Annotated in this window: 18 protein-coding genes; 15 read left to right on the top strand and 3 right to left on the bottom strand. The window is 37.7% G+C overall.

Annotation, left to right across the window (positions count from 1 at the left end):
* Positions 1–431: 431 nt before the first annotated feature.
* From M1K58_RS27840 to M1K58_RS27805, 8 genes are all read left to right on the top strand, one after another.
* Positions 432–1244: a class I SAM-dependent methyltransferase gene (locus M1K58_RS27840; RefSeq protein ID WP_256762179.1), complete on the top strand. Its 813-nt coding sequence runs from the start codon at positions 432–434 to the stop codon at positions 1242–1244.
* A gap of 303 nt (positions 1245–1547) precedes the next feature.
* Positions 1548–1832: a hypothetical protein gene (locus M1K58_RS27835; protein WP_256762178.1), complete on the top strand. Its 285-nt coding sequence runs from the start codon at positions 1548–1550 to the stop codon at positions 1830–1832.
* A gap of 228 nt (positions 1833–2060) precedes the next feature.
* Entirely contained in the window at positions 2061–2495 is a 435-nt protein-coding gene (locus M1K58_RS27830; protein WP_256762177.1) for a hypothetical protein, read from the top strand.
* A gap of 334 nt (positions 2496–2829) precedes the next feature.
* Positions 2830–3150 carry a hypothetical protein gene (locus M1K58_RS27825; protein WP_256762176.1) on the top strand — a complete coding sequence of 107 codons (321 nt, stop codon included), beginning with the start codon at positions 2830–2832 and terminating at the stop codon, positions 3148–3150.
* A gap of 198 nt (positions 3151–3348) precedes the next feature.
* Positions 3349–3894 carry a hypothetical protein gene (locus tag M1K58_RS27820; RefSeq protein WP_256762175.1) on the top strand — a complete coding sequence of 182 codons (546 nt, stop codon included), beginning with the start codon at positions 3349–3351 and terminating at the stop codon, positions 3892–3894.
* Positions 3895–4073: 179 nt separating this feature from the next.
* The gene (locus M1K58_RS27815; RefSeq protein WP_256762173.1) at positions 4074–4454 is read left to right on the top strand and encodes a hypothetical protein; all 381 of its coding nucleotides are present in this window, start codon (positions 4074–4076) and stop codon (positions 4452–4454) included.
* Positions 4455–4656: 202 nt separating this feature from the next.
* Positions 4657–5202 (top strand): hypothetical protein, encoded by a 546-nt coding sequence (locus M1K58_RS27810; RefSeq protein ID WP_256762172.1) that lies wholly within the window; start codon positions 4657–4659, stop codon positions 5200–5202.
* A gap of 233 nt (positions 5203–5435) precedes the next feature.
* Positions 5436–5996, top strand: coding sequence for a hypothetical protein (locus M1K58_RS27805; RefSeq protein ID WP_256762171.1), 561 nt, complete (start codon positions 5436–5438; stop codon positions 5994–5996).
* A 693-nt stretch (positions 5997–6689) separates the two neighbouring features.
* Here the strand turns inward: M1K58_RS27805 and M1K58_RS27800 are convergent.
* The 3 genes from M1K58_RS27800 to M1K58_RS27790 form a co-directional block, all read right to left on the bottom strand.
* Positions 6690–7898, bottom strand: coding sequence for an IS110 family RNA-guided transposase (locus M1K58_RS27800; RefSeq protein WP_256762170.1), 1209 nt, complete (start codon positions 7896–7898; stop codon positions 6690–6692).
* A gap of 567 nt (positions 7899–8465) precedes the next feature.
* Positions 8466–8699, bottom strand: a complete 234-nt coding sequence (locus tag M1K58_RS27795; protein ID WP_256762169.1) for a DUF3951 domain-containing protein — start codon at positions 8697–8699, stop codon at positions 8466–8468.
* 451 nt (positions 8700–9150) lie between these two features.
* Entirely contained in the window at positions 9151–9669 is a 519-nt protein-coding gene (locus tag M1K58_RS27790; protein ID WP_256762168.1) for a hypothetical protein, read from the bottom strand.
* 368 nt (positions 9670–10037) lie between these two features.
* Between M1K58_RS27790 and M1K58_RS27785 the strand changes: the two genes are divergently transcribed.
* The 7 genes from M1K58_RS27785 to M1K58_RS27760 all read left to right on the top strand — a co-directional run bounded on the left by M1K58_RS27785 (position 10038) and on the right by M1K58_RS27760 (position 15018).
* A complete protein-coding gene (locus M1K58_RS27785) occupies positions 10038–10523 on the top strand; it encodes an NUDIX hydrolase (RefSeq protein ID WP_256762167.1) in 486 nt (161 codons plus the stop codon).
* Positions 10524–10792: 269 nt separating this feature from the next.
* Positions 10793–11473, top strand: a complete 681-nt coding sequence (locus tag M1K58_RS27780) for a hypothetical protein (RefSeq protein WP_256762166.1) — start codon at positions 10793–10795, stop codon at positions 11471–11473.
* Between the two features lie 477 nt (positions 11474–11950).
* On the top strand, positions 11951–12331 hold the full coding sequence (locus M1K58_RS27775; RefSeq protein WP_256762165.1) for a hypothetical protein: 381 nt from the start codon (positions 11951–11953) through the stop codon (positions 12329–12331).
* A gap of 203 nt (positions 12332–12534) precedes the next feature.
* Positions 12535–13074: a histidine phosphatase family protein gene (locus M1K58_RS27770; RefSeq protein WP_256762164.1), complete on the top strand. Its 540-nt coding sequence runs from the start codon at positions 12535–12537 to the stop codon at positions 13072–13074.
* A 243-nt stretch (positions 13075–13317) separates the two neighbouring features.
* The gene (locus M1K58_RS29785) at positions 13318–13386 is read left to right on the top strand and encodes a hypothetical protein (protein WP_372339218.1); all 69 of its coding nucleotides are present in this window, start codon (positions 13318–13320) and stop codon (positions 13384–13386) included.
* A gap of 673 nt (positions 13387–14059) precedes the next feature.
* Entirely contained in the window at positions 14060–14509 is a 450-nt protein-coding gene (locus M1K58_RS27765) for a GNAT family N-acetyltransferase (protein ID WP_256762163.1), read from the top strand.
* 14 nt (positions 14510–14523) lie between these two features.
* Positions 14524–15018, top strand: a complete 495-nt coding sequence (locus M1K58_RS27760) for a P-loop NTPase family protein (RefSeq protein WP_256762162.1) — start codon at positions 14524–14526, stop codon at positions 15016–15018.
* Positions 15019–15305 lie beyond the last annotated feature (287 nt).

Raw genomic sequence — 15305 nt, 5'->3', positions numbered from 1 at the left:
ATATTTCCCAATGCTGCGTTCATTGAGAAGAAGGGCAATATCACTCATAGTGGAATTATTAGGGCAGATCAATTACTTAACGAATATAATATTAGATTAATAGATTGGGTTTTTACCCCGCCAATTAAGAATAGTTTTAAGTGAAATAATTTTGATTTGAGAATTCGGAGAAGGCGCCAACATCTTATAACACCATATTCACGCTTCGGGGCATTCGCCCCTCGGTCCGGACCGACGTAGAAGTGCCGTGGGATTACTCAGCCGGACACATCCAACTCCCTAACCGCATCGCGGCCGCCCTTCGGGCTTAAGGGAGTTGGACGTCGTGAATACAAGAACATTATCGGAAATCAATGCAAATCTGAATTAAAACTATATTGTATGTTGGATTGTTTTGAAACTACAAATACATATCTGGAGGAGGTGTCTTCATGGACAAGAAGTCTGTAAATAGAACAATCATAATAGGCGCTGGTGAAGATGGCGTCGCCATCTCGGCAGACATGGATAAGAATGTTGTTCATAAGACTAACAGCTTCTATTGGGATACAAAAGGAAATGACTTCTTAAGACCAATCGTTCTTCCGTATTATGGAATGTTTGTCTCAGAAGAAAAATGCCAGCTTTTTGGCGATATCTCAAGGAAAAAACTGCTGGAGATCGGCTGTGGCAACGGTCAATCCTTACAATATCAAGGGGAACGCAACGCATCTGAACTATGGGCTGTGGATATATCGGAAAGACAAATCGAAAAGGCAGCGCAGCATTTGAAGTCATGTGGTCTTTCGGCAAGATTGATCTGTTCTCCCATGGAAGAAGAATGCGGCATCCCGACGGATTATTTTGACTATGTTTATTCGATTTATGCCATAGGATGGACCACCGATCTTGAGGGTACCTTTTGCCGGATCGCTTCTTACCTTAAGAAAGACGGTGTATTTATTTTCAGTTGGTCTCACCCAATACACAGATGTGTTGCTGAAGACAATGATAGGTTTGTTTTTAAAAAGAGTTATTTCGATGAAGATTGGTATCCGGTAGCTGTTGATGAAGGTGAGCTATTGTTAGCGGACCGTAAGCTATCAACCTATGTGAACGCGCTTTCGAAAACGGGATTTTTAATTGAGCAAATGATTGAGCAAACTGACGATGAGATTATGCAATCACGGGATGATAACAGCGATATGGCACTGAGAGCAAAGATACTTCCTGTAACTTTTGTGATTAAGGCAAGAAAACTATAATATCTGATGACCAAGAGAATCATACATTAAGAACTTTAGATGAGTCGAAGGAAGGCATTGACATCCGATAACACCATATTCACGCTTCGGGGCATTCGCCCCTTGGTCCGGCAGAAGTTGAAGAAGATTCAAAAGGAGCGAACTCAGATACAGGGAAGCAGAATCAGCCGGACACACCCGCACCACCCAACCGCATCGCGGCGAGTCGCTTCGCTCCTTTAGGGTGCTGGGACGTCGTGAATACGAGAACGTTATCTGAAAGATCGTTAAGGATGATTAAGGACGGAAGAGAAGTGATAATTTATGAATCCTACTTTATTCAGTAGTGTAAAAGCAATTATAAATGAATGGGATCCAGCTCAATTACTAACTATTCACTGTCCCGAGGATGAATATCATTCAGAAATAAGAGAGATATGTAGATATATTGAAATGAATGATGATAAAAATTTGTACAGCAAAGATATGGGTGCAAACTTACATAAGATATTCAAAGACTATTTAGGAAATGAATTTCAAGAAACAGAAGAAAAGAGCGTGGAAATAAGCAAAAAAATTATAGAGTTAATAAAGGAAAAAAAGAGATAGAACTAGTAAGGAATTATTGAGAGCTTTTCGAAGAAGACCGATCCTTCAGATAACACAGTATTCGCGCTGCGGGCCATGCGGCCCTTGATCTGCCCGAAGTGTTTTCGATGAAGTAGTATCAGGCAGATACATCCATTCCCCTAAGATAGGAGCTATCTAAGGGGAATGAACGTCGCGAATACAAGAACGTTATCTGAAATAACGAAGCGAATCTATTGAGGTGAACCGATGATGCAGCGGGAACAAACAGAAGAATTTCAGTCAGTATATTTCATTATTGACTGGTGGGATGGCCCCAAATCTGGATTTGCCGATTTTAATAGTAGCATTCATTATTTTGAGCGATTATTTGATAGTGATAAAGAAGAGTGGTCAAATTCGTATTTGTTAAGACCTGTTTCAACTGAAGTATACGCGCTACAAATAGAATCTTATCAAATATTTTTAGATTGGGTTAATGAAAAGGATTCAAAAAGTCCACATCCATTAACAGATCATGAAAACAAAAGATATCATGAAATTAAACGTCTATTAGAACATATTGAGTATCAATTTTATTCTGCAAAGTATATTGGAAACTTCATTCATACAGGCGATAAAGCAAATGAAAATGGGATAAACGGCTTAAATATTTTTAAAGTAAAGTGGACAAGGGATGATTGAGGATTAATTCAGAGTTACTTCACATAACACCATATTCACGCATCGGGGCATCCGCCCCTCGGTCCGGCAGAAGCTGAAGTGGATTCAATTGGTGTGAACTCAGAAACAAGGGAAGCGGAATCAGCCGGACACATCCAACTCCCTAACCGCATCGCGGCCGCCCTTTGGGCTTAAGGGAGTTGGACGTCGTGAATACAAGAACATTAGATGAAATGGCAGCAAACTACAACTAAAAGCAGGTGGTAATATTAAATTCATTCTGTTCTTATTATTTGTATTTAGTATTGTCTTTTCAGTAGCTTTTAGAAAAAACAAAGTAGTAGTTAGTGTATCAATGGTAATCATAATATCAGTAATTGTTTTTACGATTGTTTCATTAATGTCTAGCTTAAAAGAGAAACACGTTAATGAAATAGATAGGGTTATCAATACGGTAGGTGGTAAAGTAACGAACATTGAAAAAATCGGAAATTTTGAAGATCAAAAAACCCCGTTTGAAAAGGAAATAGGAGCGGCAAATACAATATATAAAATAACTTATGAACTAAGGGGAGAAACAAAAACTGCTTGGTACCGAGGAATAAACGTAATCAATGACATTCATTCTGATACAAATAAAGCTTTTCCAGAAAAGTGGATAATGAACAAAAACTAACTTATAGCGAATTCAAGGAGGCAGTCACTTCATCTAACACCATATTCGTGCTGCGGGCCATGCGGCCCTTGATCTGCCAGAAGTATTTTCGAGGAAGCTCAAGCAGGCAGATACATCCATTCCCCTAAGATAAGATCTATCTAAGCGAATACGACAACGTTAGCAGAAATTAATGCACAATAATGAAAAAACAGAAAGGTGAATCGAAATGAATATCTTCTTTGCTTCAGCAGAGAATTTAAAAGGCAACTGATCGGAATTGTTATAGCTGTACTGATGTTTGGACTTATTCATACATTTTTTATGAGAAGAAGAGAAGGACGTTGGGAGCATACTGGACTTTTTGTTGACTTTGTAAAAGTGATTTTCTACGGACTGCTTGCCTATCTTACACTATATTTGCAATACGATGAATCAACAAAAATGTTTAGTTTAAGTTTGATAAATAGAAAACTATCTTTGGGAGAGATGTTGGTAATACTATTGGCAGCACTTGAGGTCGTAGCCAAAGTAGTTAATATAATTATCAGATTTGAGAATATACTCAAATCGAATTCAAAGCATATTGAAAGAGTTTTTGAAAATATTAATAAAGATCAAGAGCAAGATAAGCAAAAAAATCAAGTAGAAATGGAAAGAGCAAAACTGAAGAAGGTTGAAGAACAAAAATATAAAGATAGCCTTACAGCAATTAGGGTTGAAAGATTAAATAAAATTAAACAGAAAAAATTCAAGTACAATTGATTGAGTAGCAATATTCAAGGAGGGCATTAACACCATATTCACGCCTCGGGCCATTCGGCCCTCGGTCCGGCCGGAGTTAGATGTGGATTCGGAGAGGTAATTGGCAGCTGCAGGGAAGTGGAATCAGCCGGACACATCGATCTCCCTAAGATAGGAGCTATCTAAGGGAGATCGACGTCGTGAATATAAGAACGTTAGGTGAAATATGTCATGAATGTTTAACGGAGGAGGGTTCTATGACAAATCAATTTTCAGAAATAGAAAAACAAATTATTGAATCTTCAAAAGCATTAGTTTTTCAATTAAGAGGAAATCAAGCAGTTAACGGGAATGCAATTATTGACATAAAATTAATTAATGTACTTCATGAACAACTAGATATCTATAAGGTACATATTGAAAATAGTCAATTTGTGAATAAGGATATAGTAGGATTACTTTTTTATACTTGTACAAGATTTTATCTTCAGAGCAAATATTCGAAAAATTCATCGGAATTAATCATTCAATTTGAGAAACTTTATACAAAAGTTTTAACACTCTATACAACTAATTTATAAAATACAATATCTGATGGCATTTAGAAGACATACTTCACCTAACACAATATTCTCGCTGCGGGCCATGCGGCCCTTGATCTGCCCGGGGATAAAGCTAAATCAGGCAGATACATCCACTCCCCTAAGATAAGAGCTATCTAAGGGGAGTGGACGTCGCGAATACGACAACGTTATCTGAAACCGGTGCTAAAGGATGAAAAGAATGAAAAATGAATTTAATAGTCAATTAGTATCTGTATTACGTTATAAGATCGGTATACATGAGTTCGAACATTGGATTTATGAAAATGATTTTTTACTTGAAGAAGAACTTGGAAAAGATCTATATTTCAAGCTGATCAATCTTAATTATAAGTCAAAGTATGTATTCGAAGATCTAGAAACATTACTAATAACAATACTTGAATATAGTTCAATTGAAGAATTTAGAATTCAAGATACATTGAATCGATTGGTCTACATTGAAGAAGATTTTATAAGCTCATGTCGAGAAATATACAGGGAATATTGTGATGGATTTTCATTTCTTAGAATGATTGCTTTGAAATATATCGTTTATGACTATGACTTTCAATTAGAAAACGCTGAAAATAGAAATGAGTTTATTCAGGGTCGTCATGAATATGTGGAAGAGGGAAAGAGATTTCTTAACTTCTTTAATAACGGAAAAATAAAGATTATAGGTGAACAAGATTACATTGATTTAAGGTCAATAGAAGAAAGAATAGAAGAGAAATATTGGACGTAATCTCAGAGAAGGCACCGGCATCAGATAACACCATATTTACGCTTCGGCAGACAAGCTGCCTCGGTCCGGCTCGAAGTTTAGAAGAAACTCGAAGAGGAATTTCGGCAGCAGGGGAGCGGAATCAGCCGGACACATCGATCTCCCTAAGATAAGAGCTATCTAAGGGAGATCGACGTCGTGAATACAATAACGTTATCAGAAATTCCTAAAACACAATTTGAAAGGAAGATTTAATGGAAAGCAGAACAGAAAGAGGACAAGCGCGAAGAAGAGAATTTTGGAAGCAAATATTATTTACTCCTAAGTTACTATTAACCCTACTTATAAGCGTTATTTTGTATGTACTATCACTTTTTCTATTAATGAGCCCATTAGATGGTGCCCCATATAAAGATTTAGTAGATGGAATAATTAAAATTAATATACTGACAATATTGATTTTTGTGATTGTTGGATTTACAAATATTAAAATTATTGTGATATTTGTTAAGTCTATAATAAAGATATTATTTACTGTTTGGTTGGTTACCATCATTCAATTTTCAAAGTTAGAACAAATGGAACAGAACGTTTGGATCGTACTATCTTCTTTTTTCTTTGTGTATTTAGAGGTCTTGTTAGAAGTAAATGATTTTATTTTTCAGGTTCCAAGTTTCCAGAATAGAAAAATTACATTTCTTAATGATACATTATTAAAAGATTACTCAATCCCAACATCAATAACAATCCTAGCTTTTATTAATATGGCACTTTCCTTTGCCATTGTTGATCTATTAAAAGCAATAAATATTTAGTAATTCTCTGGAGTTGGAACTTCCGATAACACAATATTCCCGCTGCGGGCCATGCGGCCCTTGATCTGCCCGGTGACTTTTCGAGGAAGTGGACTCAGGCAGATACATCCATTCCCTAAGATAAGAGCTATCTAAGGGGAATAGACGTCGCGAATACGACAACGTTATGCGCAATTCCCGAGTGCTTGTTTTAAAGAATCGTTCGTGTCCTCGATCAGAATAAGAGTATAATCACTTCAAGAGCATTATTAACCCAGGAGCATTAACAATCCAAGACAATACAACCTCGAGAGCAATAATTACCCCCAAGAGCATCATCAATCAAATGCATATTAGATCAAGTAAATAAATTACCCCAAGTGCATAATCATTCAAGAGAATAATAATCTAAGAGCAATTAAATATAAGAACAATTAAATCTAAGAGCATCAATAACCAATCAAAGCATTTACCAAGGACATAATCAACCAAGAGAATAAATCAATCAAGGGCATATCAATCAAGAGTAATAGAATAGCAAGCTGCGCATTAATGTAATGATTGTATTTCGAGAAGTCGGTAACAGCGCATAAACCAGCTAATCAAGGTCAATAGTTTTGTGAAAAGAGAATTGAGTCGGCATAAAAGAACATACTCAAACAAACCTACCTCAAGATTGAAGGTTTATGGTAAAATGTTCCTTATGTGACGAGCTTAATCCTTATAAAAAGGCGTTCGACTGTTCAATACACCGAAAACAATACGCAAAAGTTTGTTGGCAGTGGCGACAATGGCAACTTTGACCGGCTTGCCTTGAGAACGTTTTAACTGATAATATTTTGATAGAATCTCATTTCGTGGACCGTTTACTTGTTTCGAGATACCAGCAACGGTAGCTTGATACAAGGCGGTACGGAGGTAGGCAGAGCCCCTCTTCGAAATGTGATTTTGATTGGCCTTAAAGGTTCCCGACTCGTAAACAGATGAATCCAGCCCTGCAAAAGCGGTCAACTGTTTAACGGAAGGGAACCTTTTTATATCTCCAATTTCCGCATAGATAGTCGCTGCAGTGAGTGGGCCAACGCCTGGAATCGAACGTAGTAAGGTATGCTCGGGCAAGGATGAGGCTAAGCGCTGCAAGTGATGATCTACGTCTGCAAGAGCACCTTGATATGATCGTATTAATGAAATGTAGTTGCGAAGCGCAATCTGGTGAGCAAGTGTAACTTCAGGATCTGGTAAGCTTTCACGGGCAATGATGTTGAGTTGGGCAAGCTTAACCTCATTCCAACTTCGTCCACGACGGTTGTTCAAAAGAATGCTTAGAAGATGATCCTGGTCAGCAGCCAGAAAGTCTTGTGGAGTAGAATAATGGCTTAAGAGCTCAAGGGAAGTAGGATTACAAATGTTCTGAAACGTACGCTCATATCCAGGAAACAGAAGATCCAAAACAGAACGGAAATGTAACTGAACATCGCCGTACAGTGAGGTTAATTGGAAATGTTGCCTACATAACACACGTAGCTCGGACACCGCAGAATCAGGCATCTGGACGGGAGAGACACGCTCCAGATAGAAGGCCTGAGCGATCCGAAGGGCGTCAATTGGATCTGTTTTGACCTTACGTGTCGCCTTCTTTTTTAACTGATGAGTGAGCAACGGATTAAGAATAACGACAGGATAACCCATGGAAGAGAAGTAAGAAACAAGAGGCTTGGAGTAGTTTCCTGTAGCCTCCAAAACGACATGAGGACGCTGCTCAGTCATCACTTCTAACTGCTCTAATAAGGGAAGTAAGGCGGAAACACCTTGAGGTGTATGGGGGAAAGAGAATGGCTTGCGAACAATGGAATCATAGGCAGAGAAAGCAGCGGCTACACTCTTGCCTTTCGCTACGTCAATACTAAGAACAGGATTTTGCATAAAAGCCTCCTTTGATTAACACCGGGACCAAGGGTAAGTCGTCCTCCACAGGTTGGCACGGTGATACGGACTCTAAGGCCCAACCAGCTAAATCGGGGTATGAACGCTACCAAGGCTGAAACACTTTATGCGAAGAGATCTAAGTCCCAACACCGCATTCGTTTTTACCCAGTGGTGATCCTTTTAGTATAAGTTCACCCCGATTTGCTGATGGGATGAGCTTAATATACCAACACCATATTCAAGCTTCGGGCCATTCGGCCCTCGGTCCGGACCGAAGTTAGAAGTGGTTTCGGGGAGGCATTTTCAGCAGCGGGGAAGTAGAATCAGCCGGACACATGCGCACCGACTAACCGCATCGCGGCCGCCCTTCGGGCTTAAGGTGGTGGGACGTCGTGAATACAAGAACGTTATAAGAAATCGGGGGAAGGCGTAAGTTCAAGTGAATTATTTAAACCTAAACAATGATAAGAATGGTGACAATACATCCATACATTAAATTACTCTTTTTAATAGGAGAAAAGTTGACACATAAAGCGCAACAGGCACGCCGGGAGGCAATTAACCCTATTTCAACAAATAACGAAACTTATTCTTATCGTCACCCTGGTCGTCCTCATCTTCATGTTCTTCTTTCTCTTCGTGGAATTCAACTGATGAGTGACCTGTTATGTTATCAAATTGAGTGTAATTAGAGGTTGGAAGTTCCCTCTTACTGAGCATCTTAATAATTATAATTCCTAGCAATACAAAAATGATGAGAACAGAAATCAAAGCTATAACGTAAAGTGCGGAATCCATGGAAATATCCTCCAATAAATGTTTATAAAGAATACGATCTGACTGGTTACAAGGTTTCAATACGGCGTTGGATGGTTGTTCAATCGAAATGAGGATGCAAGCCAGAAGGTGTGAAATATGAAGATAGCGGGTTTGAATGTCAGAATATATTGAAATACCTGAATAAATCAGAAGAGTTTAATAAAAGATCGATTTGTAAGCAATTCAAGAAGCCCCCGCCATCTTATAACACCATATTCACGCTTCGGGGCATTCGCCCCTTGGTCCGGCACGAAGTCAGAAGTAAATTCAGAGAGGCATTTCAGCAGCAAGGAAGAAGATTCAGCCGGACACATCCGCACCGACTAACCGCATCGCGGACGGCTCTTGTCGGAGCCTTAAGTCGGTGGGACGTCGTGAATACAAGAACGTTATATGAAAGGGATGCAAAAAGATCAAAGTTCAATAAAATCTAATGAATTTCTATCTCAAAAAAATCATTACATAATTTTTTTACTAAACTAATCTCTTGCGCCACGTATTCAAAGTATTCTAACTGCCACAAATTGCACATTATTCTAATGAACTGACCTTTATGGTGAATATCCGTGTAACCATCATGCTCGAAAATTGGTTTCTTCACAATTCTAATCTTCTCAATTTCATCAATGCTCCAAATTAATTGGTTATCAATAATTAAATTAATATGAGTGAGATTTACAGAAATTTGCTTTTGAAATTTATGATTGGGGATATTATAGCCCCCTTGTTCACATAAAGCTACTACATTCTCATAAATCATAACTTGATGTTTACTTTCGGTAATGGGTGAATACCTATTGAGAATTGTATCCCATTCATAAATTGTACCACCACGGTCTAATAGGACACTTCCTCCAATGGAATTTAGAGGGAAATAATCTTTGTTGTTGACAACAATATAATTGAAATCAAGAAATTCCTTAGGGAAATTAATCATACTTTTCATCACTTTAGTATCTCTCCATTTCTTTGAACATTTGAAATAATATAATTATATGGTTTATTCAAATAGAGATAAATAGATAGGACAATCATTTGATAGAATGTTCAGAGAAGGCGGGGACATCTTATAACACCATGTTCACGCTTCGGGCCATTCGGCCCTCGGTCCGGCAGGAGTTAGATGTGGGTTCGGAGAAGTAATTGGCAGTAGCAGGGAAGCAGGTTCAGTCGGACACATCCGCACCGACTAACCGCATCGCGGCCAGCGACTTCGTCGCCTTAAGTCGGTGGGACGTCTCGTGAACACAAGAACGTTATGTGAAATCTTGTGAAGTGCGAATAAGAACTTTAATTTCAATAAAGGGACTGATTCTAATGTTCTTTGTAAACTCAAGAGCCATCATTGAACGATTTAATAATGAAGAAACTGAAATTGTAATTCAATCAAGAACAAAGTCGGATTCTCTCTTTAAGATCGAACTTCCTGGCGGGAGAATTGAGCCATTTGAATCGTTAATTCAAGCACTCATAAGAGAAGTTAAAGAGGAAACCGGGTTAGATGTATATGAAATTGAAGGAAATGAAACAAGAATAGATACTATAGGAATTAATTCTGAATTTGAAGTTGAATGCCTGAGACCGTTTGCAGCCTATCAAACCATTAAGGGACCGGTTGATTCAGTAGGTTATTATTTTAGATGTAGGGCAACCGGTGATCTATTAGAAGCTGGTGACGAAACACTAAACATCAAATGGATTACTATTATAGAGCTAAATGCATTGTTTAAAAAGAATCCGTTAGGTTTCTCAGATGTAGATAGAGCAGGAATTAAGTATTACCTGAAATATCAGGGATTTTGAAGGGTTTTGAAGGTGATTCAAGATGCCACAAGACTTCACATAACAACATATTCACACTTCGGGCCATTCGGCCCTCGGTTCGGCAGAAGTTAGAAGTGGAGTCGGGACGGATTTTCAGTAGCGGGGAAGTAGATTCAGCCGGACACATCCGCACTGGGTAACTGCGCAAGCGCAGCCGGTTCCTTCGAAACCTTAAACCAGTGGGACGTCGTGAATACAAGAACGTTATCTGAAAATACCTCTAAAGCTAAGAGATAGGGAGGACTTCAATGATTTCCTTTATTTTGAATCTTCTATTCTATCAAAGATCTAATTCACCTTTTTCTAGTGAAGAAAATACAGAATTCGAAGATATGTATATTAAATCCATCCAGAATACTGGAATAATAAATTATCAATCTGAATTTCCTAAATATCGTTTCATCGATTACCTTATTCAAGAGAAGAGCTTTGTAGCTCATGGTTCAAATAACAAGGATATCGAGTTGTTTGAAACCAGAAAGCAAACTTTATACAATGGTGAATTTGTTAATGCCATTTTTGCCACTAAAGATGGCATATGGTCGATTTTCTACGCTACATTAGATCGAAGTAAAGTTGTCAATAATTTTAGGAATGCATGTTTAAAAACATTGAAAAACAAGAAATATTATTTCTTTTCATTAACGAAGAAGACATTAGATAAGGATCCTTGGACATCTGGAATGATCTATTTGTTATCATCAGAATTATTTGAACAAACCAATAAAACGCGAGTCCATTTTGACGAATGGATAAGTAAACAAGAAATCAAGCCAGTTCTTAGATTAGATGTAAGTAAAGACGATTTTGAATATATTAATAAGATTTCTACACACAAGTCTAAAGAATCAATTATAACAACATGGTTATTGTACAAAGTCAGAACATCAATTTTAGGCCACACGAAGAGGACAGGTAACTTCAGATAACACAATATTCACGCTTCGGCAGACAAGCTGCCTCGGTCCGGCTGGAGTTAGAAGTGAATTCAACGGGGCATATTCAGTAGCAGTGAAGCAATATCAGCCGGACATATCCTTCCCCCTAAGATAAGAGCTATCAAATGGGGAATGACGTCGTGAATACAAGAACGTTATGTGAAATTGCTGAAACCAAAGGAGAAAACAATGAAAAAAATTTGGACAGATTTTAATGGGCCCAATCCCAATTTCTAATATGACAAAGGATTACTTCAAACTCTCTGAAGGAGAAGAAGTAATCATATATACAGAAGATATTCAGGTTAATGCAAGAATAATGTTTGATAATGAGCAAGCCTCTTGGTGTATTGGAAGAAATAACTGGAGTACCTACATCAGTGGTAATTAGAAGATATCTGTTGTAATTCGAAGGGGAATACAAGAACGTTTTGCGAAATACCTGAGAGATGATAGGAGATAACAAAATTGAAAAGAAGTATTTACACTTCAATTATACTTATAACCGTTCTAATAATATCAGGTTGCTCCTCAACGAGGGATTTGTTTATAGGCAACTGGTCGGCTATACAAGTTTCTCAAGCAGAGGGAACAAGCGAGGAAATAATAAGCTATAACTACTGGGAAGTAAAAAGTAACGAAATTTTATTTTCAAGTTTCGTACAATCCATTGAGAATGGAATCGAAAACAAAAAGTTTGATGAAACAAATAGAAAAAAATATGGGTATACATGGAATTCGAAAAATGGAATTTTAATTAATCAAAAAATCTATAAAGTCGAAATCGAAAAAAGAGAGATGACAGTTTCTAATGACAATATGGAAATAATATTTGAAAGAGTAGACTGAGGGTCAGGTACTTCGCATAACACCAAGCTCTCGTTGTGGGGCATTCACCCTGCGGTCCGCCCGAGGCATTTCGAAGAGTGGAATCAGTCGGATACATCCTCAGCACCCTGCCGCTTCGTTCCTTTAGGATGGTGGGACGTCGTGAATACAAGAACGTCATATGAAATGTGGCAAGAACATTATTAAAGACATGGAGACTTAAAATGATAGGAATAGTAAGACATTTTAAAGTGAATTTTAAAACAAATCGTAAATGGATAACAGCAAAACAATTCAATGATTGGGTAGAGCAATATGATCATGCAGAAATAGATAGTTCAAATTATTTTACTAATATTATTATGTGGGATGTTTGTCTGACTAGTGATTTATTAAGAGCAACAAAAACAGCAGAAATAATCTTTAAGGGTAAAACTGTAGTATCTGATCAACTTAGAGAAATAGGGATTAGAGCAGTAATTAATTCAAAGATTAAGCTTCATATTAGCTTATGGATGATGTTGGGGCGAATCGCTTGGTTTTTTTCACATAAATCACAAGCTGAGTCTAAGCTTCAAACACTACAACGAGCAAAAATAATTCTTGATAAAATAGAATGGAATTATCCTAATGCAAAAGTGTTAGTAGTTAGTCATGGTGCATTCATGAAAGTACTATTTAAAGAACTCAAGTTCAGAGGATATATAGGGAAATTAAAAATGAAGCCAAAAAACGGAGAATTATATACATTTGAAAGAAGATGATTTGAGAATAAACTTGAAGAAGTGCCACACTACATTTAACACCAGGTTCATTTCCGCTACGGGCTGCGCCTTCGGTCGGAAGAAGTTGTTTTCGGGGGAATACAGTCACATTAAGTCAGGAAAGACGAGAATATATGGGACGACGTTTTGAGTACCCTATTGCACAGTTAAGGTTAGAAGAAACACTTACTTTGGAAGGTATATTGGCAAGATAGTAAAAAGAAATGGCATTTTGTAGATGACATAAAACCAAATAATAACTTCGAAAAACAAATAAATGAAATAGATAATAACGATATTTTTTGGGCTTAATCGAAGATGGGCCCTTGGTCCGGCAGAAGTTAGATGTGGATTCGGGGAGGCAATTACAGTAGTAGAGAAGCAGACTCAGCTGGATTTTATTCCAAATGACATCTCGTATATTATCGTTGGCTATGAGCGAGAGCGACTCGAAATGATTAGAGCCATCAAGCAAGTTAAAAGTCATTTTAATAGAAATACTATAGAACTTGTATTTAGTAAAATTATCAGTCTTGAGCAAATTTTAAAAGATTTTTAGATGATGGACGTCGCAACTACTTCGCATAACAATGTAATCACGCATCGGAGGACATGCCGCCTCGGTCCCGGAAGATAGTCGTGGAAAGTAGATGCCGGGACACATCCGCACCACCTAACCGCATCGCGGCCGGCTTCGATCTCTGCTTGGATGGTCGCGACAGTGAGTGGACCACTCGGGGTATGAACGCTACTTGGACTGAAACACTTTATGCGATGAGATCTAAGTCCCAACACCGCATTCGTTTTTACCCAGTGGTGATCCATTTAGAATAAAAGAAATAGCTGTTTACGCACCATAGTTGTCAGATGTATAACCTTGGAAGTAGCTCATACAACACACGACCCGGCCTAAGATAAGAGCTATCTAAGGCTGGGTCGCGTCGTTATCTGAAAGAGCTTAGTACATAAAAAAGGAGCGTTTAATTTGATCATTTCAAATGCCCAAAGATCTGATTTACCTAAAATACTTCAACTTCAGTATGAAGCCTATCAGAGTGAGGCGGAGATTTATCAAGAGATTATCCCACCGTTAAAGCAAAGTTTAAGTGAATTAGAAAATGAGTTTAACGAAGGAATACTACTGAAGGTCACTATAGGAGATGAAATTGTAGGATCTGTTAGGGCTTTAATTCAAGATGGCGTTTGCATAATTGGCAAATTAATAGTTAAACCTGAGTTTCAAAACCAAGGGATCGGAAAGAGACTAATGATGGAAATTGAAGCGGCATATACTCAAGTGAAGAGAAAGGAACTTTTTACAGGACATAAAAGCATAAAAAATATTGAACTATATAAAAGACTGGGATATCAGAAATACAAAGAAATAGAAGTAAATGAAAAACTCAAAATGGTTCATATGTATAAAGAAGGTTGAGAGGAGACCGATCAATGAGAAAGATCTTCATCGTTGGAATTGTAGCGAGTGGTAAGACTACACTTGCGAAAAGGCTATCAAAACAACTAAATATACCTTTGTATGAGTTGGATTGTATAGTTCATGCAGAAACAAAAGACGGAAGGAGGAAACGTTCACCTGAAGAGCAAGCTGAGGTTATAAATGAAATTAATAGTAGAGGGCAATGGATATTTGAAGGAACTGATAGAGAATCATATAGGTGCGTATTTGAAATGGCAGATACTATCATATTTCTTGATCCCCCGTTATGGAAGCGTAAACTAAGAATATTCACTAGATACCTAAAACAGAATATAGGAATAGAAAAGAGCCATTATAAAGCAGATATAAAAATGTTGAAAATGATGTATAGATGGACAAGAGATTTTGAACTGAATAGGGATGATTTTGAATCCAGATTAGATCAATTCAAAAATAAACTAATAAGAATGTCTGACAACCCAATAAACCTTATAGAGGGGATTTGAATTCACGCTTCAGGGCATTCGCCTCTCGGTCCGAACCGGAGTTGAAGTGGATTCGATGGATGTATATTCAGCAGCAGGGGAGCGGAATCAGCGGGACACATCGATCTACCTAAGATAGAGCTTAAGGGGGAGCGACGACGTCGTGAATATAAGAACGTTTTATGAAACCAGCGAAAGGAGAATACATGTATTTATATAAGATATCCCTTAAACATTAGGTTAATAATCGCCATGTTGATCCTATCTCTGATAAGCATTTTCAAGATCATTGTATTAAATGACAGTAC

The organism is Cohnella sp. WQ 127256 (assembly GCF_024519285.1).
In the GTDB taxonomy this organism is placed as follows: Bacteria; Bacillota; Bacilli; order Paenibacillales; family Paenibacillaceae; genus Cohnella.
Note: the sequence above shows the minus strand (reverse complement) of the source record. Positions and strands in the feature narration are given on the sequence as shown.

Bases quoted from the DNA above. Each gene is read 5' to 3' on its own strand.
- M1K58_RS27835 (WP_256762178.1), top strand. From the start codon at position 1,548: ATGAATCCTACTTTATTCAGTAGTGTAAAAGCAATTATAAATGAATGG.
- M1K58_RS27825 (WP_256762176.1), top strand. From the start codon at position 2,830: ATGGTAATCATAATATCAGTAATTGTTTTTACGATTGTTTCATTAATG.
- M1K58_RS27805 (WP_256762171.1), top strand. From the start codon at position 5,436: ATGGAAAGCAGAACAGAAAGAGGACAAGCGCGAAGAAGAGAATTTTGG.
- M1K58_RS27785 (WP_256762167.1), top strand. From the start codon at position 10,038: ATGTTCTTTGTAAACTCAAGAGCCATCATTGAACGATTTAATAATGAA.
- M1K58_RS27760 (WP_256762162.1), top strand. From the start codon at position 14,524: ATGAGAAAGATCTTCATCGTTGGAATTGTAGCGAGTGGTAAGACTACA.
- M1K58_RS27795 (WP_256762169.1), bottom strand. From the start codon at position 8,699: ATGGATTCCGCACTTTACGTTATAGCTTTGATTTCTGTTCTCATCATT.
- M1K58_RS27810 (WP_256762172.1), top strand. From the start codon at position 4,657: ATGAAAAATGAATTTAATAGTCAATTAGTATCTGTATTACGTTATAAG.
- M1K58_RS27830 (WP_256762177.1), top strand. From the start codon at position 2,061: ATGATGCAGCGGGAACAAACAGAAGAATTTCAGTCAGTATATTTCATT.
- M1K58_RS27780 (WP_256762166.1), top strand. From the start codon at position 10,793: ATGATTTCCTTTATTTTGAATCTTCTATTCTATCAAAGATCTAATTCA.
- M1K58_RS27770 (WP_256762164.1), top strand. From the start codon at position 12,535: ATGATAGGAATAGTAAGACATTTTAAAGTGAATTTTAAAACAAATCGT.
- M1K58_RS27840 (WP_256762179.1), top strand. From the start codon at position 432: ATGGACAAGAAGTCTGTAAATAGAACAATCATAATAGGCGCTGGTGAA.
- M1K58_RS27800 (WP_256762170.1), bottom strand. From the start codon at position 7,898: ATGCAAAATCCTGTTCTTAGTATTGACGTAGCGAAAGGCAAGAGTGTA.